The following is a 23,925-nucleotide window of genomic DNA, read 5'->3' as shown; positions in this document are numbered from 1 at the left end:
GCAGCCCGGCTTGCCCCTCGCGCCGCATGGCCGTAAGTCGCAGAACCATGACCCAGACCGCCGCCGCAAGCGCCCCGCTGATCTGCCCCTCCATCCTCGCCAGCGACTTCGCCAAGCTGGGCGAAGAGGTCCGCGCCCTCGAGGCCGCAGGCGCCGACTGGATCCACGTCGACGTCATGGACGGCCACTTCGTGCCCAACCTGACCATCGGCCCGGACGTGGTGAAGGCGCTGCGCCCCCACACCAGCCTGCCCTTCGACGTCCATCTGATGGTGGCCCCGGTCGACAACTGGCTGGAGGCCTATCGCGCGGCCGGCGCCGACATCATGAGCGTCCACCCCGAAAGCGGCCCGCACGTCCACCGCACCCTCGGCCAGATCCGCCAGCTGGGCGCCAAGGCCGGTCTGGTCTTCAACCCGGCCACGCCGCTGAGCGTGCTGGAAGAGGCCGTCGATCTGGTCGACCTGGTGCTGATCATGTCGGTCAACCCCGGCTTCGGCGGTCAGAAATTCATCGAGTCCTCGCTGAAGAAGATCGAGCGCGCCCGCGCCATCCTCGACCGCGCCGGGTCCAAGGCCCACCTGCAGGTCGACGGCGGCGTGGTCGCGGCCAACGCCGGGGCCTGCCTCTCCGCCGGGGCCGACGCCCTGGTCGCCGGCTCCTTCGTCTTCAAAGGCGGACCCGACGCCTACGCCGCCAACATCCAGGCCCTGAAGGCCGCCGCCGCGTGAGCCCCCTCGGCCCCTTCGCCCCGCGCGAAACAGAAGGCGGCCTGACCGAGGGCCACATCCCCGGCCTCAAGGGCGCCCCGGTCCGCACCCCGGTGCGCGCCGCCGGCGGGCCCAAGGCCGACCCCGCCCTCTGGGCCGCCGTCGCCGGACAGCTGGCCGCGCGCCAGCTGTGGATCGAGCTCTACGGCCTGCCCGGCTATACGGTGACGCTGAAGGGCGCCCGCGCCGACGGTTTCGCCGTCAGCCCGCGCGACTTCCGCCCCCTGCGCGAAGAGGCCCCGCGTCCCCTGCTGTCGGGCCGCTTCACCCTGGCCGGGCTCAGCCTCGACGCCGAGGGTCCCGCCGACCTGTGGAACCGCCCCACCCCCAGCCGCGCCTTCGCCGTCGAACTGCACGCCTTCGCCTGGATGCCCGAGATGTTGGCCCACGGTGATCGCGGTCTGCGCGAGGCCCTGGCCCTGACCCTGGCCTGGGACGACCTGTTCAACCGCTGGTCGCCCTTCTCGTGGGACCCCGACATTCTGGCGCGACGCACCTATCACCTGGCCTGCGCCGGACGGCGTCTGGCCGGGGTGGCGACCGAGATCGAGCGCCTGCGCCTGACCGACATCCTGGCGCGTCAGGCGCATCAGCTGCTGCGCCCGCCCGGCGGGCTGATGGGCCGAGCCGAGCGCCTGACCGCCGCCGCCGTGGCCGGTTGCGCCCTGGCCGGCAAGGCCGGCGCCGGCATCCGGCGCACGGCGCTGAAGCGCCTGCCCGCTGCACTGGAAACCACCGTCGCCGCCGACGGCCATCACGCCGCCCGCGCCCCGGAAATGGGTCTGGAGCTGCTGCTCGACCTGCTGACCCTGGACGACGCCCTGGCCCAGCTGTCCGAGCCGACGCCCGAGCCCGTCGCCGCCGCCATCTCGCGCCTGACCACCAGCCTTCGCGTCCTGGCCCTGCCCGACGGCCGCCTGGCCGCCTTCCAGGGCGGCGGGCCTTCGACGCCGGAACGGGTCGCCGCCGCCCGCGCCCATGACGACACGCCCGCCCCGCCCGCCAGCGGCGCGGTCGGCGGACTGGTCCGCATCTCCAGCCCCCTGTTGACCGTCATGGTCGACGTCGAGGCCCCGGCGCGCGGCGCCTGGTCGGCCGCCGCCTGCGGTCAGCCGGCGGCGCTCGAAGTCGTCTGCGGCCGCGACCGCCTGTTCACCTCGGCCGGCTGGACCCCGCGCGCCCTGGACCGTCAGGCCCTGCGCCTGACGCCGGGCGCTTCGACGCTGACGCTCGGCGAACAGCCCCTGGGCGAGCCCCTCTCGGGCTGGAAGGCCGAGCTGCTCGGCCCGCGCCTGATCGGCCCGGCCCTGCACGTCACCCGCGACCATCGCGAAGGCGACGGCGCCGTCTGGCTGGAGGTCGAGCACGACGGCTGGATGCCCGGCTACGGCCTGATGCATCAGCGCCGCCTTTATCTGGATCAGCGCCTCGACGAACTGCGCGCCGAGGAGCGCCTGCATCCGCCCGAAGGCCGCCCCGACGTCACCCGCGCCATCGCCGCCCCCTACGCCCTGCGCTTCCAGCTGGAGCCGGGCGTTCAGGCCTCCCTGGCCCGCGACCGCCGCTCCATCCTGTTGCGCGGCCATTCGGGTCGCGGCTGGTGGTTCCGCAGCGACGGCCCTGACGTCGCCATCGAACCCGCCGTCCACGTCGATGAGGGCCTGACGCGCCGTTCCTTGCAGATCGTCGTCCGCGGCTCCGCCCGCACCGACGCCGACACCAAGATCCGCTGGAAGCTGAGCCCGGCCGGCGCCGCGGGCGACCCGCACTAGATGCCGTCCAGCCTTTTCAGGAAGGCTTCGACGCCAGCCCCTCCCCCTCCGTCATCCTCGGGCTTGACCCGAGGATCGGGCCCCAGTCCGAACAGGCTGAGATAGAGGTCCTGCCACGCCGGGTTGGTCTTCTCGACCAGCTCCAGCTTCCATGTGCGGTTCCAGCGCTTCAGCGCCTTCTCGCGCCGGATCGCCTCGGTGACGAAGCCGTGCGTCTCATACCAGACCAGGGTCTTGCAGCCGTAACGCTGGGCGAAGCCCTCCACCCTGTCCTCGCGGTGCTGGCGGATGCGTTCGTAGAGGTTCGACGTCATGCCGACGTAGAGGACGCCGAGCGGACGGCTGGCCAGGATGTAGGTCGCAATGAAGGGACGGCGCTCGTTCATGGAACGTCGAGTGATGGACAACGCGATCCTCGGGTCAAGCCCGAGGATGACGGAAGGGTTGGGCCTTGAGTCGGGCCAAGGGCTGACGCCGCGCCTCGATGGTGCTAGAGGCCGCGCCATCTCCCCGCCCCAGCTGTTAACGGATGCCGCCCATGCCCGCCGCTCCCGACTTTCCGCCCGCCCCGGACGCGATCAAACCCGTCCGCGCCCTGATCTCATTGTCGGACAAGGCGGGGCTGGAGGATGCGGCGCGCACCCTGGCCGGCCTCGGCGTCGAACTGGTCTCGACCGGCGGCACCAAGGCGGCGATCGCGGGCTTCGGCCTGCCGGTCAAGGACGTGGCTGATCTGACCGGCTTCCCGGAAATGATGGACGGCCGGGTCAAGACCCTGCACCCCGTGGTGCACGGCGGCCTGCTGGGCGTGCGCAACGCCCCGGCCCACGCCGCCGCCATGACCGAGCACAATATCGGCGCCATCGATATCGTCTGGATCGACCTCTATCCGTTCGAGAAGACGGTCGAGGACGGCGGCGGTTTTGAAGCGGCCATCGAGAACATCGACATCGGCGGCCCGGCCATGATCCGCTCGGGCTCCAAGAACCACGGCCACGTCGCCGTGGCCGTCGATGCGACCAGCATCGGCCTGATCGTCGAGGCCCTGAAGGTTGACGGCACGACCACGCTGGCCCTGCGCAAGCAGTTGGCCGCCCGCGCCTTCGCCCGCACCGCCGCCTATGACGCCGCCGTGTCCGGCTGGTTCGCCGCTCAGTTGAACGACGCCGCCCCGGCCCGCAAGTCCATCGCCGGCTCGCTGGCGCAGACCCTGCGTTACGGCGAGAACCCGCACCAGACCGGCGCCTTCTACCGCACCGGCGAACGCCGTCCGGGCGTGGCCTATGCCGAACAGGTCCAGGGCAAGGAGCTGGGCTACAACAACATCGCCGACGCCGACGCCGCCTATGAGCTGGTGGCCGAGTTCGAGGCCCCGGCCTGCGTCATCGTCAAACACGCCAACCCCTGCGGCGTGGCCGTCGGCAAGGATCTGTCGGAAGCCTATGCCCGCGCGCTCGAATGCGATGCGGTCTCGGCCTTTGGCGGCGTCATCGCCGTCAACCGCCCGCTGAACGGCGAGGACGCCCGCGCCATCACCGGCATCTTCACCGAGGTCGTCATCGCCCCCGGCGCCGACGACGAGGCCAAGGCCGTCTTCGCCGCCAAGAAGAACCTGCGCCTGCTGATCACCGACGGCCTGCCCGACCCGCACGGCGCGGGCGAGGTCTTCCGCTCGGTGGCCGGCGGCTTCCTGGTGCAGTCGCGCGACCGCTCGCTGATCAAACCCTCGGACCTGAAGATCGTCACGCGCCGCCAGCCCACGCCGACCGAGATCCAGGACATGCTGTTCGCCTTCACCGTGGCCAAGCACGTCAAGTCCAACGCCATCGTCTACGCCAAGGACGGCCAGACGGCGGGCATCGGCGCCGGTCAGATGAACCGCCGCGACAGCGCCCGCATCGCCGCCATCCGCGCCAAGGAAGCGGGCGAGGCCAAGGGTCTGGCCCACTCCCTGGCCGAGGGTTCGGCCTGCGCCTCGGAAGCCTTCTTCCCCTTCGCCGACGGCCTGTTGGAAGCCGTCGCCGCCGGCGCCACGGCGGTGATCCAGCCGGGCGGCTCGATCCGCGACGAGGAGGTCATCGCCGCCGCCGACGAACGCGGCATCGCCATGGCCTTCACCGGAACACGCGTGTTCCGGCACTAGGCATTAAGAGCGCTAACGCGAGCCGCGCGGCGGCTCGCTGCTTGAGCGCAAAGAAGAGGGCGTTGCCGATCGTGGCAGCGCCCTTTTGTTTTGGCTAGTTTTGTATTCGGTGTTGGCCCACCCGACCCGCTCATCCCCGCGGAGGCGGGGACCCAGTACGAGCGCAGAGCGGTGACCTCTTCATTGATCGAGGCGGCTTGAAGCCAAAGCACTGGGTCCCCGCCTCCGCGGGGATGAGCGGAAAATTGCTAGTCCTCGATCACTTCATGCGAGCCGGCGCGGCCCAGACGCCAGTAGCCGGCCACCTTCATCCATTTCGGATTGAACGGCCGGGCCGCCAGCAGGGCCGAGCGCATCGACCGCGCCACCGTGGACTCGCAGGCGACCCAGACATAGGCGTCGCCCGGATCGATCCGCTGCGCCGCCTCGACCGCCGCCGCCGTCAGGGCCTCGGCCCGACCGCGCGCCCCGCCCTTGCGGTGCACCCAGACGATCTCGACGTCGGCGGCGCTGGGCAGATCCAATTCGCCCGCCGCATCATTGACTTCGATGCAGGCGACGGCCCGCGCCCCGGCGGGCAGTTCTTCCAACCGGCGGGCGATGGCTGGAATCGCCGCCTCGTCCCCGACCAGAAGATGCTCGGCGAAGCTGGTCGGGATCAGGAAGGAGCCGCGCGGTCCGCCCAGTCCCAATTCGTCCCCAACCCGCGCATCCTCGGCCCAGGCCGTGGCCGGGCCGCCGTGACCGACCGCGAAGTCGAGGGTCAGACGCCGGTTGGCGGCGTCATAGGCGCGCGGGGTGTAGTCGCGCGCTGTCGGCTTCGGCTCGGCGAAGACCGGCCCGTCCGGCCCCACCGTCGGCAGGACCACCGCCTGACCGCGCGGCGCGGGAAAGATCTTCACATGGTCGTCGAAACCGGGGCTGAAGAAGCCCTCCAGCTCCTCGCCGGTCAGGACGATGCGCTTCAACACCGGCGTCAGCTGTTCCACCGTCTCGACGCGGACGCGGCGGAACTTCAGCTCGTGCCGCACCCGGCGCGGCAGGCGCAGATGGGTCTCGTTCATGCCTGACGCACCTTTTCGGCGGCGGCCTCCAGCAGGTCGGCGATGGCCTCGACCTCGGCCTCGCTCAGCGGCGGCTCCTGGGTCAGGCGCTGATGAGTGGCGGTGCGCAGGGCCTCGATGGCCCCGGCGATGCGGGCGGGTCGATCAGGCCGTCCGCGCAGGGCCTTCATCTTCATGTCGATGTGGGCCAGGGCCTCGGCGTTCTCGTCCAGCAGGCGACGGCCCTCGTCGGTGATCGCATAGCGCTTCTTGCCGCCCTCGGCGGCGACGCTGACCGCCCCCATGTCTTCCAGCAAGGACAGGCTGGGATAGATGACGCCGGGGCTGGGCGCATAGGTCCCGCCCATGCGGCTTTCGATCTCCTTGATCAGCTCATAGCCGTGGCTCGGCTTGTCGGCGATCATCGACAGCAGCACCCAGCGCAGGGAGCCGTGCTCGAACATGCGACCGCCGCCGCGTCGTCCGTGACGCTCGCCGCGCATCCGGCCTTCGCCCTCCGCCCTCGAGCCGCGCCCGCCTTCCGGACGCATGTGACGGCCGTGACCGCCCCGTCCAAAGCCATGGCCGAAGCCGCCGTGGGCGCCGTGATGGCCGCGCCCGAAGCCGTGACCCGTATTTTCGATCCCCTTGGATCCTCTCATATCTTTCTCTCGTTTTTCACTTAGATATATCGAACTGACGCAGAGATATATCGATATATCGAAACTGCAAGACCCCTTTCTTCAAAATCCCGAATCTCTAAGCTGGGCTGATGGATACGCTCGACGCCCGCTGGGCCATGCTGGAACCGCACGTGACCGTGGTCGGGCCCGACGACGACCGGCCGCGTCCGGCGGTGCTGCTGTTCCATGGCTGCGGCGGCCTGCGGGATCACCTGCCGCGCTACGCCGAGGCGGCGAAAACGGCGGGCTGGCGCGCCTTCATCGTCGATTCCTACGGCCCGCGCGGCTGGAACCGGGCCTTCACCCTGACCACGGTCTGCACCGGCCTGGTGCTGCGCGGCTATGAGCGGGCGGGCGACGTCCTGGCCGTCATCCAGGGCGTCTCGCGCCGCCCCGACGTTGATCCGAGCATGCTGTCCCTGGCCGGCTGGAGCCACGGCGGCTGGTCGATCATGGAGATGATGAGCGAGGCCCCCCTCCCGGGCCGCATGGGCGTGGCTGACCCCGGCGATTGCGACCTGTCGGGGGTCAAGGCGGTGTGGCTGGCCTACCCCTATGTCGGAGCCTGGGCCTTCAACAAGATGAAGCCCTGGCGGCACTGTCCGCGCGTCCTGGCCATGACCGCCAAACGCGACCACCTGACCACGGTGTCGAACGCCGAACGGGTCAACGCCATGATCCGCGACTGCGGCTCAGAGGTGGAAAGCTGGGTCGCCGAGGGCACCCACGCCTTTGACGAGCCGACCAGCAACGGCCCGATGCGCCACGACCCCGATCTGACGCTCGAGGCCCTGCGCCGCTTCACCGCCTTCCTGAAAGACGTGGCGCCCGACGCCTGAAAACGAAATTCCACGACCCGTCTTGACGCGCGACGCATCACGTAACAATTGAAGTTACATGAAGCGCGACTCCCGCCTGTCCAACATCCTCCACGCCCTGCTGCACATGGCCGAGCATGAGCAGCGCCATGGCCAGCCCATGACCTCGGACCTGCTGGCGACCTGCCTGTCGACCAACCCCGTCGTCGTGCGCCGCACCATGGCGGGTCTGCGCGAACAGGGCTTGGTGGTGTCTGAGAAAGGCCACGGCGGCGGCTGGCGGCTGGCCCGCCCGCTGGAGAGCGTCACCCTGGGTCAGGTCCACGCCGCGCTCGGCGAACCCGGCCTGCTGCCCGAAACCCCGCCGGTCGAGGCCGAAGGCTGCCTGATCGAGGCCGCCGTCAACGAGGCCCTGTCCGACACCTACGCCGCCGCGCGCGCCCTGCTGACGGCGCGCCTGGACTCCATCACCCTGGCCGATCTGGCGGCGGACTTCTCGCGCCGGCTGGCCGCCCATCCGAAACGAGACCTGCTCCATGCCCATGCGCGAAAATCCGATGCCCCATGACGCCGTCGTCATCGGCGGCTCCTACGCCGGCCTGTCCGCCGCCCTGCAGCTGGTGCGCGCCCGCCGCCGCGTCCTGGTCATCGACGACGCCCGGCCCAGAAACCGCTTCGCCGCCCGCGCTCACGGCGTCCTCAGCAACGACGGCCGTCCGGGATCAGAGATCGCCGCCGCCGCCCGGGCCCAGATCGCGGCCTATCCCACGGCCGCCTTCCGCATGGCCGAGGCGGTGGACGTCGAGCGCATCGACGGCGGCTTCGCGGTCGCCTTCGCGGACGGCACGCGCACCAGGGGCCGCCGCCTGATCCTGGCCCACGGCGTCGAGGACGTCCTGCCCGACATTCCCGGCGTAAAGGAGCGCTGGGGCCGAACCGCCCTGCACTGTCCCTGGTGCCACGGCTACGAGGTCGGCGGCGGGCCGATCGGCGTCCTGGGGCGCGGCGATCATGCCGTCCAGTATGCGATGATCGTCGCGGAATGGGGCCAGGCTGTGCTGTTCATCGACCCAGCCCGCCTGAGCCAGGACGACGCCCGCCTTCTGGCCCGTCGCGGCGTGACCATCGAGCCGACCCCCATCGAGCGGCTGGAGGGCGAGGCCCCGACCCTGACCGGCGCGCGTCTGAAGGACGGCCGCTTCGTCCCGCTGAAGGCCCTCTTCGTCGGCGCCCACGTGCGCCAATCCAACGGCTTCGCCGAGCGTCTGGGCTGCGAGATGACGGACAGCCCCATGGGCCGCATCGTCAAGGTGGACGCCCAGCAGCAGACCAGTCAGCCAGGCGTCTTCGCCGCCGGCGATCTGGCGCGGCCGGCGGGCAACATCACCCTGGCGACGACGGACGGCATGCTGGCCGCCCACGCCGCCTTCCGTTCCCTGATCGAGGAGGAGACGGCCTGAGGATCAGCCCAGGGTCGCGGTGACCGTGATCTCGGACCGCACCGAATGGGCCATGTCGCAGTGCTCGTGCGCGGCGTGGTGCAGGGCGTCCAGTTCGGCCTGATCCGGCTGACGCCCGGTGAAGGTCGTGACGGGCTTGAGGGCCACGCGCGCCAGATAGGACTTGCCCGCCTCGTTCTTGTCCAGCTCGCCCGAGGCGTCGTCGAGGTAGCGGTCCACCACCAGACCGGCGTTGGCGGCGAAGGCCAGGAACCACAGCATGTGGCAACTGGACAGGGAGGCGATCATGGCCTCCTCCGGGTCAACCCCTGCCGGGTCCGACATCGGGATCGGCACGCCCGCCGGCGAAGACGAGCCGGGCACCACGGCCCCGCCGTCAAAGCGCCAGACGTGGGCGCGGCTGTATCGCTTGTCAGTGAAGGGCTGCTCGCCCCGCGTCCATTCCACCGTTGCGCCGTGACCGCTCATGCTCGCCTCCTTCAGACCTCGCCCAACGAAGTATAGGTCATGCGCGCCCGCGTCTGAAATCCCAGCCCGCGATAGAAGGCGATGGTCGTCTCATGGTCGGCGAAGGCGTGCAGAAAGGCTTCCTCACCCGTCGCCAGAATTTCGCCGACCACCACGCGCGACAGGGCGGCGGCATAGCCCATGCCGCGATGATCCGGGTGGGTGCAGACCCCGCTCAGCTCGGTGAAGCCGTCGACGCGCAGCCGCCTTCCCGCCATGGCGACCAGTTGGCCGTCGCGCTTGATCCCGACGAAGGGACCCAGCTCGCGGGTCCTGGAGCGAAAGGGGCCGGGCTTCGTCAATGTGGCCAGGGCCAGCATGGCCGGGGCGTCCGCCTCGCCCAGCTCTTCGATCACGCCGTCCAGTCGCGCGGCGTCCGACCCGACCGGCGTCAGGGCCGTGGCCGCCATCTGCACCAGGGCGACCTGAGCCGCGACCGGCACGCCTTCGGGCAGGACCCCGGCCATCGGCCCGTCCTCGCGCTCGACCAGTCCCGCGCCGGGGTAGCGCCGGGCCAGGACGCCGAGCGCCTCGCGGCTGGCCGCGCTGTCGTCCGCCGCCGCCAGAAAGACGCCGACCTCGGGATCCAGGCGCGCGGCCAAGGCCCCGGAATCGGACGTCGTGAGCCGCGACAGGCGGGTCGTCAGGGCGTTGAAAACGGCGCGATCGAGAGGATGGGTCATGGCCGATGATCTAGGCGCGAAGACCCCGCCGCGAAACCCGCCGCGAGGCCGTCACGTCCGAAAACGGCCGATCAGCCCTGCCAGAAGCCGACGATCTTCTTGACCTCGTCCACCACCGGCTGGGCCGTCTCGCGGGCGCGTTCGGCGCCGACGGCCAGGGCGCGGTCGATCTCGGCCGGGTCGGCCATCAGGCGGCGCATCTCGGCCGTGACCGGCGCCATGGACGTCACCGCCAGCTCGGCCAGCTTCGGCTTGAAGGCGCCGAAGCCCTGACCGCCGAACTCGGCCAGGACGGCCTCGCGCGTCGTGTCCGACAGGGCGGCGTAGATGGCCACCAGGTTCTTGGCCTCAGGCCGCCCCTCCAGACCCTCAAGCGTGTCGGGCAGGACATCCATGTCCGACTTGGCCTTCTTGATCTTGGCGGCGATGGTGTCGGCGTCGTCGGTCAGGTTGATACGCGACAGGTCCGAGGGATCAGACTTGCTCATCTTGGCCGAACCGTCGCGCAGGCTCATGACGCGCGTGCCCGGCCCCTGGATCAGAGGTTCCGGCTGGGGGAAGAAGTTGGGGACGCCGAAGTCGTTGTTGAACTTGGCGGCGATGTCGCGGGTCAGCTCCAGATGCTGCTTCTGGTCCTCGCCGACCGGCACCTCGGTCGCCTTGTAGAGCAGGATGTCCGCCGCCTGCAGCACCGGATAGGTGTAGAGGCCGACGCTGGAGCGTTCCTTGTGCTTGCCCGACTTCTCCTTGAACTGGGTCATCCGGTCCAGCCAGCCGAGGCGGGCGACGCAGTTGAAGATCCAGGCCAGTTCGGCATGGGCCGGCACCGCCGACTGCGGGAAGATGGTCGCCTTGGCCGGGTCCAGACCCGCCGCCAGATAGGCCGCCGCGATCTCGCGCGTCTGGGCCGTCAGCTTCTCGGGGTCCTGCCAGACGGTGATGGCGTGCATGTCGGCGACGAAGACGAACAGGGGCGCGCCCGTGTCCTGCAGCTCGGTGAAGCGCTTCAGCGCGCCCAGGTAGTTGCCCAGGTGCAGGGCGCCGGAGGCCTGGATGCCGGACAGGATGCGGCGCGGGCCGGTGTAGGGGGCCGGGGTCTGGTCAGTCATGGGAGGGTTCTCGGAACTCGAAGAGGCTGGATTCGGCGCACGCGCAGGCGTGCGGGGTCGTGCGGTGAACAGTCAGCCGCGCCATCGCCGGGCGACGAAGATGTGTCCCGAATGAGCCATGCCCTCGCGCTTATCGCCTCGCAGCGTGAAGGGCAAGCTTACCGCCCCTTGCGGATCAGGCCCTTGATCTCGGCGACCGTGATCGCGCGGGTGGCGAAGGCCAGGGCGACATAGGTCAGACCGCCCGCCGCCACGACGGCCAGCAGGGTCAGTTCCTTGGCGCCGTGGTCCGAACCGACGGCGCTCAACAGGGCCTCGATCGGGGCCTGCAGCATCGGCCGCGCCCAGGAGGCGAGGCCGACGACGACGCCCAGGCCGATGCTGGCCAGAAGAATGCGCGCCAGCCGCGAGGCCGCCGCCGGGCTGGGCCGATAATGGCCGCGTCGCCACAGGGTGACGCCCAGCAGGACGACATTGACCCAGGCCGAGGCGCTGACGGCGGCGGCGATGCCCGAGATGCCCATGCCGAGGTTGAACAGGGCGATGGCCAACACCGCGTTCACCGCCACCGAGACCAGGGCGAAGGCCATGGGACGCCGCGTGTCGCCGCGCGCGAAGAAGGCCGGGGCCAGGATGCGGATCAGGACGAAGGCCGGCACGCCCCAGCCGAACTGGAACAGGGCCTGGGCCGTGTTGACGGCGTCGACCTGCAGGAAGGCGCCGCGCGTGAACAGGGCGTCGATCAGGAAGTAGGGCATGGCCATCAGGGCCGCCGCCGCCGGCAGGGTCAGGGCCATGGACAGGACCGCCGCCTCGTCCATCGAGGCCTGCTGCTGGGCGTGATCCTGCGACGCCACCGCCGCCGACAGACGCGGCAGAAGGGCGATGCCGATGGCCACCCCGACCAGGCCGAGCGGCAGCTGATACAGGCGATCCGCCGTCGCCAGCCAGGTCCGCCCGCCGGCGACGAAGCTGGACAGGTTCTGCGAGATGAAGACGTTGATCTGGGTGGCGCTGTTGCCGATCACGGCCGGGATGGCGGTGATGATGATGGCCTTCACCGCCGGGGTCAGCCTGGGCAGGGTCAGGCGGATATTGGCGCCGGCCTTCCGCGCCGCCCACCAGCACAGGCCCGCCTGGGCGAAGCCGGCGACCAGCACGGCCCAGGAGGCGGCGTAGGCGGACTGGATCTGGTCCCCCTTCACCGGGATGACCGCGGCCAGCATGATCAGGTTGAGCAGGATGGGATAGGCGCCCGAGACGATGAAGCGCCCGCGCGCGTTCAGCACCCCGTTCAGCAGGGCGGCCACGGCCATGCAGGGCAGGTAGGGCATGGTGATCTGGGTCAGGATCACGGCCAGCTTGAACCGCGCCGGATCGTCCAGGAAGCCGATGTTGATGACCGTCATCAGCCAGGGCATCGTCAGCTGGGCCACGATGGTCAGGACCACGGTGACGGCGGCGACGGCGGCCAGGGCGTCGGTGGCGACCTGATCGGCCACGGCCTCGCCTTCCGTCTTCAGCGTCTTGGCGTAGGCCGGGACGAAGGCGGCCGCGAAGGCGCCCTCGGCGAAGATGCGGCGGAACAGGTTGGGGAAGTTCAGGGCGGTGTTGTAGGCGTCCGCCGCCGGTCCCGCCGAGGCCCCCAGCGCCGCCGAGATCACCACGTCGCGCGCGAACCCGGCCAGACGGCTGAGCAGGGTCATGGCGCTGAAGATGGCCGAGGACCGCATCACGCCGCCGCCCTTGGGCGCAGCGCCGTCCAGCGTCGTCGAGGCGGCGGGCGGCTGCACCACAGGCTCCACCGTAGCGTTCGCAGCCGGAACCGGGGCCGCCGGTTCGATGGGATCGGTCTTGTCGTTCACGGCTGGTCTCTATGCTCGCCCGACCAACGCCTTAGCGCGCCCGCGACCCGCTGGATACGGGCTTGCGGCCCAAGGCGCCTTCCAGATCGGAGACGTCGCGCACGCTGGCCCGCACCGGAACGATGCGTCGCCCCGCCGGCCCCTGCGGCGCGCGATCCAGAACCTCCAGCAAGCCGGTCCTCAGGGCCGCCAGCCTTGCCGCATCGCTCGGCTTCGTCCCGTCCGTGTCGGTGATGTAGAAACCGTCCACCGCCCGCTCGCCGAAGCTCGCGATATGTGCCGAGCGGGTCGAATAGCCGTGGGCCGAGATGGTCCGCGCCAGATCGGCCAGCAGGCCCGGCCGGTCGGCGCCCGAAACCTCGACCACCACGGCGCTGGCCCCCGTCTCGGCGTCGATGCGCACCACCGGCCGCACCTCGAACACCGCGCGGCGCGCGCTGACGCGCGGCGTCTCCACCGCCGAGGTCCGCGCCCCCTTCTGCGCCGCCCGCTCCAGCGCCTTGACCAGGATGGCCAGCCGACGCGGCTCGCGCTGGCCATAGGCCTCGCCCGCCCCGTCCTGGATCTCGAACACGTCCAGCGCCGTGCCGTCCTCGGCGGTGGCCAGACGCGCGCCCACCACATCGGCCCCGGCCATGGCCAGGGTGGCGGCCAGATCGGCGAACAGGCCGGGTCGGTCCAGCGCCGCCACGGCCACCCGCGCGGTGGACTCCAGCGCCGTTTCCGGCGGCAGGGCCTCGACCGCCGCGCCTTCACGCCGAGCCCGCTCGACCAGGGCCGGGTGGTCGATCAGCGGGTCCTCGCGCGTCACCGCGTCGCCCCGGAACAGGGCCTCGGTCGCCTCGAACAGGGCCCGCATCAGCTGCCCCTTCCAGCCGTTCCACACCCCCGGCCCCACGGCGCGAATGTCGGCCACGGTCAGCACCATCAGCATCCGCAACCGTTCCGGGTCGCCCACGGCCTCGGCGAAGGCCCGCACGGTCGAGGGGTCGGAGACGTCGCGTTTCTGGGCATAGTCGCTCATCAGCAGGTGATGGCGCACCAGCCAGACCACCAGCTCGATCCGACGCGGATCGACGCCCAGCCGCTCGCAGGCCCGGCGCGCGGCGATGGCCCCGTCCTCCAGCTGGCCCCGGTCGCCGCCCTTGCCCACGTCGTGCAGCAGCATGGCCAGCATCAGCACCTCGATGTCGGCGATGCGGTGGATGATGGCGGTCGAGGCCGGGTGGTCCGCCTCCAGCTTGCCGCGCGCGATGTCGTTGATGATGCCCACGGCCTGAAGCGTGTGCTCGTCCACCGTATAGGCGTGATACATGTTGAACTGGGTCTGGCCGACGATCCGCCCCCATTCGGGCAGGAACCGCCCCAACAGACCCGTCTCGTTCATGATCGACAGGACGCGATAGGGCCTCTGCCCATGCGCCAGCACCGTCAGGAAGGCCTCGGCCGCGCGCGGGTCGCGCCGCAGGGCCGGGGTCACCAGAGACAGGGCGCGGATCACGGCGGCGAAGGCGTCGGGATGCAGGTCCAGATCCAGCCGGTCCGCCTCGACGAACAGCAGCAGCAGCCGCACCGGATCATGGGCGAAGACCCCGCCGCCCGTCACCGTCAGGCGTCCGCCCTCGATCGCCAGACCGTCGAAGGCCAGCTTCGCCCGCCGACGCGGGATCAGCCGCGACAGGCCGCGCGCCAACCCTTGCGCCTTCTTCTGCTGACGCGCCTCCAGCTGGGCCGAGACGGCGCGGGTCAGGGCGCCCACCTCGCGCGCCACCTGGAAATAGCGGCGCATGAAGCGCTCGACCGCCAGCTCGTCGCCGCGCCCGCGCCAGCCCATGCGCCGGGCGATCTCGGGCTGGAAGTCGAAGGTCAGCTTCTCCTCGGCCCGGCCCGCCGCCAGATGCAGGTGGATGCGCACGCTCCACAGAAAGCCGATGGCCTCGCGGAAGCTGCGCAATTCCCGCGCGCTCAACAACCCCTCCAGCGCCGCCTGCCCCCGCTCGCTGTCGGGCGCCAGCGACCGGGCGATCCAGAACAGGGTGTTCAGGTCCCGAAGCCCCCCCTTGCCGTCCTTGATGTTGGGCTCGACGCGGTAACGCACCGCCCCGGTCTTCTGCAGACGGACGTCCCGCTCCTCCATCTTGGCGGCGATGAAGGGGCGCGGATCGGCCCTGGCGATCTCGGCGCGGAAACGCTTCAGCAAGCCCTCGCCCAGATCGGCGTCGCCGGCCAGCACCCGCGCCTCCAGCAGCGTCGTGCGCACCGTCATGTCGTCGCGCGCCAGCGCCAGGGTCTCGCCGACCGAGCGTGAGGCCGAGCCCACCTTCAACCCCAGATCCCACAGGACGTAATGGACGAACTCGATCACCGCCGTGGTGCGGGCGCTGGCCGTCTGGCCGGGGCGCAGGAACAGCAGGTCGAGATCGGAAAAGGGCGCCAACACGCCGCGTCCATAACCCCCGACCGCCAGCAGACTGAGTCGGTCCTGCGGCGCAGGATGCACCACCTCGGTCGCCACCCGCCACAGGCCGGTCAGCATCGTATCGGCGGCGGCGGCGTAAAGGCGCGCCGCCTCCGCCCCGTCGACCCCGCCTTCCAGCCGTCGGGCGACGCGGGCGCGGTCTATGGCGAAGCTTTCGCGCAGGAACGCCGTGACGGCGACGCGCGCATCCAGCGCCGAGGCGGCCTCGATCAGACGCGGATCAAGAGGGGAAGAAGCAGTCACGCCGATCATCGTAGCACGCCCCTCTCTCCCGCTCATCCCGGCGGACGCCGGGATCCAGTCCTTTGGCCTTCTCTCGACCCTCAGCTCGCAACGCTCAATCCACCGTGGAGCCCGAGGCTCTCACTGGGTCCCGGCGTCCGCCGGGATGAGCGGATTTCAGGCCTTCGCCAAATTCTTCAGCCGATAGAGCGCCTCCAGCGCCTCGCGCGGCGTCAGTTCATCAGGGTCGATGGCCGCAACCGCGTCATCCAGCGCCGAGTTCATCGGCGCCGGCGTAGGCTCGGCCACGGCGGCGAACAGGGGCAGGTCGTCCAGACGCGCCGTCGCCGCCTTCTCGCTCTCCAGCCGTTCCAGCACCTCGCGGGCGCGGCCCACGACCGCCGTCGGCACGCCCGCCAGTTTGGCCACCTGCACGCCGTAGGAGCGGTCCGCCGCCCCCGGCGCCGCCTCGTGCAGGAAGACCAGATCGCCGTTCCACTCGCGCGCCTTCATCGACAGGTTGCAGACGTGGTCCAGCCTTTCCTCCAGCCGCGCCAGCTCGTGATAGTGGGTGGCGAACAGGGTGCGGGCGCGATTGGTTTCGTGCAGGGCCTCGGCCGTGGCCCAGGCGATGGCCAGACCGTCGTAGGTGGCGGTGCCGCGCCCGATCTCGTCCAGCACGACGAAGCTGTGCGGCGTGGCCTGGGTCAGGATGGCGGCGGTCTCGACCATCTCCATCATGAAGGTGGAGCGGCCGCGCGCCAGATCGTCGCCGGCGCCGACGCGGCTGAACAGCCGGTCCACCACGCCCAGCCGCATGGCGCGCGCCGGGACAAAGGCCCCGGCCTGGGCCAGGACCACCAGAAGCGCGTTCTGGCGCAGGAAGGTCGACTTACCGGCCATGTTCGGCCCGGTGACGATCGACAGGCGCGAAGCCCCCGCGCCGTCCCCGGCCAGGCGGCAGTTGTTGGGGGTGTAGGGGTCGCCTTGCGCCGTCACCGCCGCCTCGACCACCGGGTGACGCCCAGCCTCGACGTCGAAGCAGAGGCTGTCGTCGACCACGGGACGAACCGCGCCGACCTCCTCGGCCCATTCGGCCAGGGCCGCGTGGGCGTCCAGTTCGGCCAGGGCCTCGGCCACGCCCTGCAGCGGCCCGGCCAGCCGCGCGACCTCGCGACGCCAGGCCTCGAAGGTCTCGCCCTCCATGGCCAGGGCGCGATGCCCGGCCTGGCTGATCTTGGCGTCCAGTTCCGACAGTTCGACCGTGGTGAAGCGGACCTGGTTGGCCAGGGTCTGGCGGTGGATGAAGGGGCTGTCCGGCCCGGCGCGCAACAGGTTCTCCGCCGCCTTGGCCGAGGCCTCGAGGAAGTAGCCCAGCACAGCGTTGTGGCGCACCTTGAAGGCCACCCCGCTCTCGGCCACGGCGCGGGCCTCCAGGTCGGCGACCACGCGGCGGCTGTCGTCGCGCAGGGTGCGGGCGGCGTCCAGCTCGGGCCTATGGCCGGGGTTCACAAAGCCGCCGTCGCGCGCCAGATGCGGCGGCTCCTCCATCAGGCCGTCGACCAGATCAGCCAGCAGGTGCGACAGCTCGCCGTCCAGTGTCAGCCGGTCGAGGCAGGCCAGAACCCGCGCGGGCGGTCCCGCCAGAGGATCGCGCGCCGAGACCGCGAACAGCCCGGCCAGGCCTTGCGCCGTCGTCAGGCCCGAACGGATGGCCGCCAGATCGCGCGGTCCGCCTCGCCCCAGCGCCAGCCGCGACGTCGCCCGCGCCACGTCGGCCGACGATCGCAGCCCGTCGCGCAGATCGCGCCGCAGATCGCGCCGCTCCAGCAGCCATTCGACCGCGTCCAGACCGGCGTTGATCGCCGCCGGATCGCGCAGGGGCCGCGAAATGCGTTCCGCCAGGGCTCGCGCCCCGCCCGAGGTGACGCTGCGGTCGATGCCGTGCAGCAAGGAGCCGTCGCGCTCGCCGCGCTGGGTGCGGTCGATCTCGAGGCTCAGCCGGGTGGCCGGATCGATGGCCAGAAAACCGCTCTCGCCCGAACGACGCGGCGGGGCCAGGGCCGGAATCTTGCCGGCCTGGGTCGTCTCCAGATAGGCGGCGATCAGGCCCAGCGCCGACACCTCGGCCTCCTCGAAGGCGCCGAAGCCGTCCAGGGCCGAGACGCCATAGAGCCGCTGCACCCGGTCGCGGGCGCCGACCGGCTCGGCCAGGGCCTGCGGCATGGCCTGAACCACCCCGCCGGAGCCGTCCAGCGCCCCCTTCAGAGTCTCGTCCGAAAACAGGCGGTCGGGCACCAAGACTTCCGACGGGCGGAAGGCCGCCAGCGCCGCGCCCAGATCGCTCAGGTCGCAGGCCACCGAGTCCACCGCGCCGGCCGACAACTCGACCACGGCCACGGCGGCGCGGCCCTTTCGGATCGCCACCGCCGCCAGCCGGTTGGCCCCGCGCGCGTCCAGCAGGCTGTCCTCGGTCAGGGTGCCGGGCGTCACCACCCGCACGACGCCGCGATGCACCACCGCCTTGTGACCGCGCTTCTTGGCCTCGGCGGGGGCTTCCAACTGCTCGCAGATGGCCACCTTGAAGCCCATGCGGATCAGCCGCGCCAGATAGCCGTCCAGGGCGTGGACCGGCACCCCGGCCATGGGAATGTCCTCGCCCTGATGCTTGCCGCGCTTGGTCAGGGTGATGCCCAGCGCCGCCGCCGCCTTGACCGCGTCGTCGAAGAACAGCTCGTAGAAGTCGCCCATGCGGAAAAACAGGATCGCGTCCGGCTGATCGGCCTTGGCCGCCAGGAATTGCGCCATGACCGGCGTCGTGCCGGCGTCCGCCTTGAGGTCAGGCTTCAGATCGACTTGCGGGGGATGGGCGAGGGGAGCGTTCATTGCCCGTCAGGGTGACGGATCGCAGCGACGGCCTCAAGCGCAGGCTTGCATCCCCCGGCGAAATCACCCATCCGGGCTGTGGGGGAAAATGAAATGACAAAGTTATACAAAACGCGCCCGATCGGTCGCCTGGGTCGCCTCGCCGTCGTCGCGATCTACGCCACCCTCGTCGCCAACGCCTTCCATATCGCCCTGGCCGCCGCCGACTGGTTCCTTCTGCAAGGGGTGGCGAGCGACCTGCCGCTCGGCCCCTACGGCGAATACCCGGTTCACGCCGCCGCCACCGAAGCCACGGCCATACTCCGACTGCCCGTTCTCGCCGTCGGCTTGGTCGTATCCCTCGTCGTCCTGAAGTGGATCTATCGCGCCAACATGAACGCCCAGGCCTGGACGGGCGGGATGCGTGTCTCGCCGCCCTGGTCCATCGGCTGGTTCTTCATCCCCCTTGCGAACCTGTGGAAACCGTTTCAGGGCGTCGCCGACACCTGGGCCGCCAGCCACGGTCATCCCGTTTCCAGCGAGGCGCCGAACCACCTCAAGGTCTGGTGGGGACTTTGGCTCGCATCCGGCGTCGTCGCCAGCGTCAGCAATCGGATGGCGTGGCGCGCCGATACGGTCGGCGTCATGCACATAAGCGCCGGACTGGAAGTGGTCTCGGCGCTCCTGTCGTTCGGCGCCGGCCTGCTGTTTCTCGAGATCGTCAAACGCATCACGACCGCGCAAACCCTGCGCCTGAGCGCCGCGGATTCAGACGTCTTCGCCTGAGGGCTGGATCAGGCGGCGTTGCTGATGTGCAGGCGCAGGCGCGAGGCGACGGCGGCCGGGGCCTCGTCCAGGGCCAGGGCGTCCCAGTCGATATCGGGCTTGGCCGCGTGCGAGGCGGCGACGATGGCGCGCAGTTCGGCGGCCGAGGCCACGCTGGCGATCACCTGGGCCACGCCGGGCAGGTTGAGGGCATAGGCCAGGGCCGCCTGCATCGGATCGACCCGCGCTTCGGCCAGGCGGCGACGCGTGCGCGACAGGGCCATGCCGTGCGCCGCCAGTTCGGGCGGCAGGCTTTCACGATTGGCGAACAGCAGGCCCTGGGCGAAGACCGAGGCCAGATGCACCTCGACGCCCTGGGCGGCCAGGGCCTCGATCACCCCGCCGCGCGCGGCGCGCTGATCCAGGATGTTGCAGGCGATCTGCACCACGTCGGGCTGGAAGCGGCGGGCGATCAGGGCCGGGCCGTCCTCGACGGTGGCGACGAAGCCGATCTTGCGAAAGACGCCGCGTTCCTTCAGCGCCTGCAGCCGGGCCCACAGGGCGCGCCCCTCGGCCCCGGCCAGATCAGCGGCGTTCTGCACCAGGACGGCGTCGCCGCGCGGCAGGCCCATGCGTTCCAGCGAGCGGCGGGCGCGGGCCTCGACCCGGTCCAGACCGTCGGCCAGGGGCACGGTGCGCGCGGTGACGCGGAAGGGCGAGGGGAAGGGCCAGGCCTGACCCAGCAGGCGCTCGACGTCGCCCTCGGGCCGGGTCGCGACCAGACCGACGCCCGCGTCGCCCGCTGTCTGCAGCAGATGGCGCATGGCGTCTTCCCGCTGGCCGGGGGGCAGCGGGCGGGACCGTTCGGGCTCAGTCACCACAGCGATGGCGAGCCGGTCGGCCGGAGAAGGCGGAACAGCGAATCTCACGACGCCGATCTTCAGCGCCAAAGCTTAAGGGAGATTGACTGAAATCAAGGCTGTTGGTGAACGAAGAGACTTAATCCGCGTCTGGTTGATTGTCCGGGTGCGCCGCAATGAAGGCCGGATGCAGGTCCGCCCGCATCTCGATCTCCAGCAGACGCGGAAAGGCCGCCAGATCGACGTTGAAACGCCGCGCCGAATAAATCTGCGGGATCAGGTAGCAGTCGGCCAGGCTCGGAGCCCCGCCGAAGCACCAGCCCTCGCCGTGACGCACCACCAGGGCCTCCAGCGCCGCGAAACCGTCGAGGATCCAGCGCCCGGCCCAGGCGTCCACGCCCGCCTGATCGGCGCCCAGCTCGCGCACCGCCTTCAGCACCCGCAGATTGTTCAGCGGATGGACGTCGCAGCCGATCAGGGCGGCCATGGCCCGCACCACGGCGCGGTCGGCCGGCAGGGACGGCAGCAGGGCCGGGGTCGGACAGGTCTCCTCCAGCCATTCCAGAATGGCCGGGCTCTGGGTCAGGACCAGACCGTCGTCGGTCTCCAGCGCCGGCACCAGACCTTGCGGATTCAGCGCCCGATAGGCGTCCGACGTCTGCGCCCCGGTGCGCAGATCGACCGGCGCGGTCTCATAGGCCAGCCCCTTCAGATTGAGGGCGATGCGGGTGCGATAGCTGGTGCCCGAGCGCCAGTAGCCGTGCAGGATCATGATTTCACCGTGAAGCGGAGCGGGGCCAGACCGTCAATGGTCGCCTCGACCCGGTCGCCCGGAACCAGAGGCCCGACGCCCTCGGGCGTGCCGGTGAAGATCAGGTCGCCGGGCTGCAGCGACCACAGGTCATTGGCCTTGGCCAGAATGCCCGCCGGGTCCCAGATCATGTCCGACAGACGGCCCGACTGGCGCGTCTCGCCGTTGACCTTGAGCTCGATCACCGCATCGGCGTCCGGCAGGGCGCCGAGCGTCAGGGCGCCGCAGGGGGCCGACTGATCAAAGGCCTTGCCCGCCTCCCACGGCCGCCCCTTGGCTTTCGCCTCCGATTGCAGATCGCGCCGCGTCAGATCGACGCCGACCGCCCAGCCGGCGATGGTCCCGCCCTCCCCGATCGCGACGACCAGTTCGACCTCGTGATGCAGGTTGGCGGTCGCCGTCGGATAGGCCGGATCGGCCCCGTCCACGACCAGGGCGTCGGCCGGCTTGGAAAAGAAAAAGGGCGCGGGCTTGGACGGGTCCGCCCCCATTTCGCGGGCGTGGGCGGCGTAGTTCTGCCCCACGCAGAGGATGCGGCGCACCGGAAAACGCCGCGCCTCATCGACGATGGGCAGGGAGGGTGTCGGCGCGGGCGGGAACAGCCATTGGGTCATGACGTTGTTCTAGGACGAGGCTTCCGGCGACGCCAGAAGGCGGTCGCGCCATGGCCCAGACCTGCGGCTTTGCAGGAACCTTGGTCGCCGGTGTGGCGTTCGGGGCGGGGGTTCTCTATTTAATCGTCAAGCTTACAATCCAGCGGAGCGCGCATCATGGCCACGACCAAGGCTCGGGAAGACATCAAGAACGACCTGAAGACCCTCAAGGAGGATCTGAAGACCGGCGCGCGCGAGGAAACGCAGCGCCTGAAGGCCAAGGCCGCCGACGCCGAAGCCCGCCTGCGCGAGCAGGGCGAGGAACTGCGTGAAAAGGCGCGCGGCTACTACGACGACGCCCGCGTGCGCGGCCGTGAATATTACGACGACGCCGCCGAGCGCTTCGAAGAAGCCCAGCGCTATGTCGTCGAGCGCGTGCAGGAGCGTCCGGTCCAGTCCACCGCCATCGCGCTGGGCGTCGGTTTCGTCCTGGGCCTGCTCATCGCCGGTCGTCGCCGCTGATGCTCGGGCGGGGGCTGATCAACCGCGCCGTCGCGACCTTCATCGCCGGCGGCGCGGGCTTCGTGGCCATGGTCGCCCTGGGGGCCACGGTCTATTATCTGCTGGCTCTGGTCGTCGTCCCTCTGGCGGCGGCGGCCATCACCTCGGCCATCTTCGCGGCGGTCGCCCTGATCATCGCCCTGATCTTCGTGCGGCGCGCCCACGGCGAGGACGAGGAAGAGGATCAGGAACCGGAGAGCCTGGGCATGCGCGCCTTCCACCTGTTCCAGGAACGCCCCCTGCTCGGCGCGGCGGCGGCCCTGGCCGGCGGCTTCATCTTCCTGCGCAACCCGGCCCTGGCCACCATGGTCGCGGCGGCCTTTACTGAAAAGAGCCGCCAGCGCCGTCGATAAGCGACGGAACGGTCAAGTCTTCGGAGCGTTGTTCTCGCCAGGTGGAACGATCGGCATAGATCCGTCGATGGTTTTACCTCCGTCAACAATGTTCCGGAGGACCGTCCATGCTTCGTTGGGCCATCATCTTCTTTATTATTGCGCTGGTCGCAGCCGTTCTCGGCTTCGGCGGCATTTCGGGCATGTCGTTCGAGATCGCCAAGTTCATCGCCATCATCGCCGTGATCCTGTTCGTGGTCTCGCTGGTGATGGGCGGCATGCGGGGTCGCGGCCCACGGGTCTGACCCATCCCCGACCACAGACGAAAAAAGGCCCCGGCGAACCGCCGGGGCCTTTCTTCTGTCTGGCGCCACGCCCTACCAGCGGCGGTCGTAGCGATAGTCGCGACGGTTGTCGTGGCGGTCACGACGCCCCTCATAGCGACGGTCATAGCGATCGCGGTCCTGATAGCGGCCGTTGTTGTAGTAGCCGTCACGGCTGTTGATGCCGTGCTCGCGCTCCCAGTGGCCCTGGTTCCGGTAGCAGCGGCCGCTGCGGTAATAGCTGCAGCCGTCGCGATCGCTGTCCGAGGACACGGCCCCCAGGGCCGCGCCGGCCAGGGCGCCACCGGCGATATAGCGACCGTCGCCCTGACCGATCAGGGCGCCGGCGACGCCGCCGACGACGGCGCCGAGCACGGCGTCGCGGCCGGTGTTGTCGCGATCCCGGTCGCGATAGGACTGGGCGGCGGCGGGGGTGGTCGCCAGCATCGTCAGAGCGATCGCGCCGACGCCGATCTTGGAAATGGTCTTCATGGCGGGGCTCCTTTCGAAAGCCGGTTGATCCGTTGTCTCCCTTTTAGGAGGCCCCCGCTGAACGACCCCAAGGGGTTCCGTTCATTTTCCAGTCATCTGGCGCGGCCGCCGAAGTCGGCTCCCGGCCGGGCGCCAGGAGCCGCTTCGTCCGTCCGTCTCAGCGCACGGACGGATACTGCATGGCCACGTTCACACGGGCGTCGCCGCTCGCGGGCACGGTGAACCTGACCTGGTCGAAGGTCGGGGCGGCCCTCAGGGTTTCGCCGCGGACCATGGCCCAGCCCTCTGCAGGCATGCCGTTCGCCAGGGCCATCTGCTGATCCCCGTTCAGGTCGTGCAGGACCGAGACGGAATAGTCGCCCGGCGGCACGTCCTTCAGGGTCACGACCCGGGTCCCGGCGGCGGGGGCCTTGATGATCTCGCCGTGGTCGCCTTCGTGCTTCATGAACTGGGCCGCGTTCTGCAACCCGACCAGCAGGTCGCCGCCGCGCGCCTGAACCCCAGTGACGGTGATGACGACGTCCCCGGCCAGGGCTGAACCGGCCCCCATCAGCACCAAGGACGACAGGGCGGCGGCCAGGGCCGCCTTTTGAACCGCTTGCATGTCTCTCTCCTCCCCTCGTGACCGGAGCCAGGGCGGCCCCCTGCGTTTCACGAAGACAATGAACTTTGTAATTTAAAGTTCTTGGAGTCAACAGGCCGAAATCCAGGTTGTTTCGCCGCACTCGCCTTGACGCCCCGGAGCCGCCCTCCTACTTGCCCGATGCGT

The 23,925-nt window shown here is 70.3% G+C and carries 24 protein-coding genes; 10 read left to right on the top strand and 14 right to left on the bottom strand.

Going from position 1 to position 23,925, the window contains the following annotated elements; translation table 11 throughout:
- The first annotated feature begins 47 nt into the window (after positions 1-47).
- Positions 48-731, top strand: a complete 684-nt coding sequence (rpe, locus tag ACR9FL_RS17860) for a ribulose-phosphate 3-epimerase (protein WP_296176853.1) — start codon at positions 48-50, stop codon at positions 729-731.
- Positions 728-2,542: a heparinase II/III family protein gene (locus ACR9FL_RS17855; RefSeq protein ID WP_436356605.1), complete on the top strand. Its 1,815-nt coding sequence runs from the start codon at positions 728-730 to the stop codon at positions 2,540-2,542. The genes rpe and ACR9FL_RS17855 overlap by 4 nt, the downstream gene beginning before the upstream one ends.
- Here ACR9FL_RS17855 and ACR9FL_RS17850 read toward each other — a convergent pair.
- Positions 2,539-2,928: a GIY-YIG nuclease family protein gene (locus ACR9FL_RS17850; RefSeq protein WP_436356604.1), complete on the bottom strand. Its 390-nt coding sequence runs from the start codon at positions 2,926-2,928 to the stop codon at positions 2,539-2,541. The two genes, ACR9FL_RS17855 and ACR9FL_RS17850, sit on opposite strands and share 4 nt — an antisense overlap.
- 152 nt (positions 2,929-3,080) lie before the next feature.
- On the opposite strand from ACR9FL_RS17850, the gene purH reads away from it, so the two are divergent.
- Positions 3,081-4,685, top strand: a complete 1,605-nt coding sequence (purH, locus tag ACR9FL_RS17845; RefSeq protein WP_436356603.1) for a bifunctional phosphoribosylaminoimidazolecarboxamide formyltransferase/IMP cyclohydrolase — start codon at positions 3,081-3,083, stop codon at positions 4,683-4,685.
- A gap of 248 nt (positions 4,686-4,933) precedes the next feature.
- Here purH and ACR9FL_RS17840 read toward each other — a convergent pair whose 3' ends face one another.
- Positions 4,934-5,749 (bottom strand): siderophore-interacting protein, encoded by an 816-nt coding sequence (locus tag ACR9FL_RS17840; protein WP_436356602.1) that lies wholly within the window; start codon positions 5,747-5,749, stop codon positions 4,934-4,936.
- Positions 5,746-6,390: a PadR family transcriptional regulator gene (locus ACR9FL_RS17835; RefSeq protein ID WP_436356601.1), complete on the bottom strand. Its 645-nt coding sequence runs from the start codon at positions 6,388-6,390 to the stop codon at positions 5,746-5,748. The genes ACR9FL_RS17840 and ACR9FL_RS17835 overlap by 4 nt, the downstream gene beginning before the upstream one ends.
- Before the next feature lie 110 nt (positions 6,391-6,500).
- On the opposite strand from ACR9FL_RS17835, the gene ACR9FL_RS17830 reads away from it, so the two are divergent.
- Genes ACR9FL_RS17830 through ACR9FL_RS17820 form a run of 3 tightly spaced genes read left to right on the top strand, consistent with a single transcriptional unit; the run spans position 6,501 to position 8,689 of the window.
- Positions 6,501-7,250 carry a dienelactone hydrolase family protein gene (locus tag ACR9FL_RS17830; protein WP_436356600.1) on the top strand — a complete coding sequence of 250 codons (750 nt, stop codon included), beginning with the start codon at positions 6,501-6,503 and terminating at the stop codon, positions 7,248-7,250.
- Between the two features lie 58 nt (positions 7,251-7,308).
- Positions 7,309-7,797, top strand: coding sequence for an Rrf2 family transcriptional regulator (locus tag ACR9FL_RS17825; protein WP_296176148.1), 489 nt, complete (start codon positions 7,309-7,311; stop codon positions 7,795-7,797).
- Complete coding sequence (locus ACR9FL_RS17820) at positions 7,766-8,689, top strand: NAD(P)/FAD-dependent oxidoreductase (RefSeq protein WP_436356599.1); 924 nt, start codon at positions 7,766-7,768, stop codon at positions 8,687-8,689. Before ACR9FL_RS17825 ends, ACR9FL_RS17820 begins: the two co-directional genes overlap by 32 nt.
- A 3-nt stretch (positions 8,690-8,692) precedes the next feature.
- Here ACR9FL_RS17820 and ACR9FL_RS17815 read toward each other — a convergent pair whose 3' ends face one another.
- From ACR9FL_RS17815 to mutS, 6 genes are all read right to left on the bottom strand, one after another.
- The gene (locus ACR9FL_RS17815) at positions 8,693-9,157 is read right to left on the bottom strand and encodes an OsmC family protein (protein ID WP_296176152.1); all 465 of its coding nucleotides are present in this window, start codon (positions 9,155-9,157) and stop codon (positions 8,693-8,695) included.
- 11 nt (positions 9,158-9,168) lie between these two features.
- Positions 9,169-9,879, bottom strand: coding sequence for a GNAT family N-acetyltransferase (locus ACR9FL_RS17810; RefSeq protein WP_436356598.1), 711 nt, complete (start codon positions 9,877-9,879; stop codon positions 9,169-9,171).
- A gap of 71 nt (positions 9,880-9,950) precedes the next feature.
- Complete coding sequence (trpS, locus tag ACR9FL_RS17805; RefSeq protein WP_436356597.1) at positions 9,951-10,988, bottom strand: tryptophan--tRNA ligase; 1,038 nt, start codon at positions 10,986-10,988, stop codon at positions 9,951-9,953.
- A 158-nt stretch (positions 10,989-11,146) separates the two neighbouring features.
- Positions 11,147-12,853, bottom strand: coding sequence for a murein biosynthesis integral membrane protein MurJ (gene murJ / locus ACR9FL_RS17800; protein ID WP_436356596.1), 1,707 nt, complete (start codon positions 12,851-12,853; stop codon positions 11,147-11,149).
- A gap of 31 nt (positions 12,854-12,884) precedes the next feature.
- Positions 12,885-15,584 (bottom strand): [protein-PII] uridylyltransferase, encoded by a 2,700-nt coding sequence (gene glnD / locus ACR9FL_RS17795; protein ID WP_436356595.1) that lies wholly within the window; start codon positions 15,582-15,584, stop codon positions 12,885-12,887.
- A 147-nt stretch (positions 15,585-15,731) separates the two neighbouring features.
- Positions 15,732-18,440 carry a DNA mismatch repair protein MutS gene (gene mutS / locus ACR9FL_RS17790; protein WP_436356594.1) on the bottom strand — a complete coding sequence of 903 codons (2,709 nt, stop codon included), beginning with the start codon at positions 18,438-18,440 and terminating at the stop codon, positions 15,732-15,734.
- Between the two features lie 93 nt (positions 18,441-18,533).
- On the opposite strand from mutS, the gene ACR9FL_RS17785 reads away from it, so the two are divergent.
- Positions 18,534-19,205: a DUF4328 domain-containing protein gene (locus ACR9FL_RS17785; protein WP_436356593.1), complete on the top strand. Its 672-nt coding sequence runs from the start codon at positions 18,534-18,536 to the stop codon at positions 19,203-19,205.
- Positions 19,206-19,213: 8 nt separating this feature from the next.
- Here ACR9FL_RS17785 and ACR9FL_RS17780 read toward each other — a convergent pair whose 3' ends face one another.
- From ACR9FL_RS17780 to ACR9FL_RS17770, 3 genes are all read right to left on the bottom strand, one after another.
- Positions 19,214-20,062: an aldo/keto reductase gene (locus tag ACR9FL_RS17780; protein ID WP_436358181.1), complete on the bottom strand. Its 849-nt coding sequence runs from the start codon at positions 20,060-20,062 to the stop codon at positions 19,214-19,216.
- 121 nt (positions 20,063-20,183) lie between these two features.
- Positions 20,184-20,816 carry a maleylacetoacetate isomerase gene (gene maiA / locus ACR9FL_RS17775; protein ID WP_436356592.1) on the bottom strand — a complete coding sequence of 211 codons (633 nt, stop codon included), beginning with the start codon at positions 20,814-20,816 and terminating at the stop codon, positions 20,184-20,186.
- On the bottom strand, positions 20,813-21,469 hold the full coding sequence (locus ACR9FL_RS17770) for a fumarylacetoacetate hydrolase family protein (RefSeq protein ID WP_436356591.1): 657 nt from the start codon (positions 21,467-21,469) through the stop codon (positions 20,813-20,815). Before ACR9FL_RS17770 ends, maiA begins: the two co-directional genes overlap by 4 nt.
- 156 nt (positions 21,470-21,625) lie before the next feature.
- Between ACR9FL_RS17770 and ACR9FL_RS17765 the strand changes: the two genes are divergently transcribed.
- From ACR9FL_RS17765 to ACR9FL_RS17755, 3 genes are all read left to right on the top strand, one after another.
- Positions 21,626-21,970 (top strand): DUF883 family protein, encoded by a 345-nt coding sequence (locus ACR9FL_RS17765; RefSeq protein WP_296176172.1) that lies wholly within the window; start codon positions 21,626-21,628, stop codon positions 21,968-21,970.
- Positions 21,970-22,362, top strand: a complete 393-nt coding sequence (locus ACR9FL_RS17760) for a hypothetical protein (protein WP_296176175.1) — start codon at positions 21,970-21,972, stop codon at positions 22,360-22,362. The genes ACR9FL_RS17765 and ACR9FL_RS17760 overlap by 1 nt, the downstream gene beginning before the upstream one ends.
- 107 nt (positions 22,363-22,469) lie before the next feature.
- Complete coding sequence (locus ACR9FL_RS17755; RefSeq protein ID WP_105562824.1) at positions 22,470-22,646, top strand: DUF1328 domain-containing protein; 177 nt, start codon at positions 22,470-22,472, stop codon at positions 22,644-22,646.
- A 72-nt stretch (positions 22,647-22,718) separates the two neighbouring features.
- On the opposite strand, the gene ACR9FL_RS17750 is transcribed toward ACR9FL_RS17755, so the two are convergent.
- Positions 22,719-23,156, bottom strand: a complete 438-nt coding sequence (locus ACR9FL_RS17750) for a hypothetical protein (RefSeq protein ID WP_297934899.1) — start codon at positions 23,154-23,156, stop codon at positions 22,719-22,721.
- 157 nt (positions 23,157-23,313) lie between these two features.
- Positions 23,314-23,760 (bottom strand): DUF2141 domain-containing protein, encoded by a 447-nt coding sequence (locus tag ACR9FL_RS17745; protein ID WP_436356590.1) that lies wholly within the window; start codon positions 23,758-23,760, stop codon positions 23,314-23,316.
- Between the last annotated feature and the right edge of the window lie 165 nt (positions 23,761-23,925).

The organism is Brevundimonas sp. CEF1, from assembly GCF_051353055.1.
Taxonomy (GTDB): Bacteria; Pseudomonadota; Alphaproteobacteria; order Caulobacterales; family Caulobacteraceae; genus Brevundimonas.
Note: the sequence above shows the minus strand (reverse complement) of the source record. Positions and strands in the feature narration are given on the sequence as shown.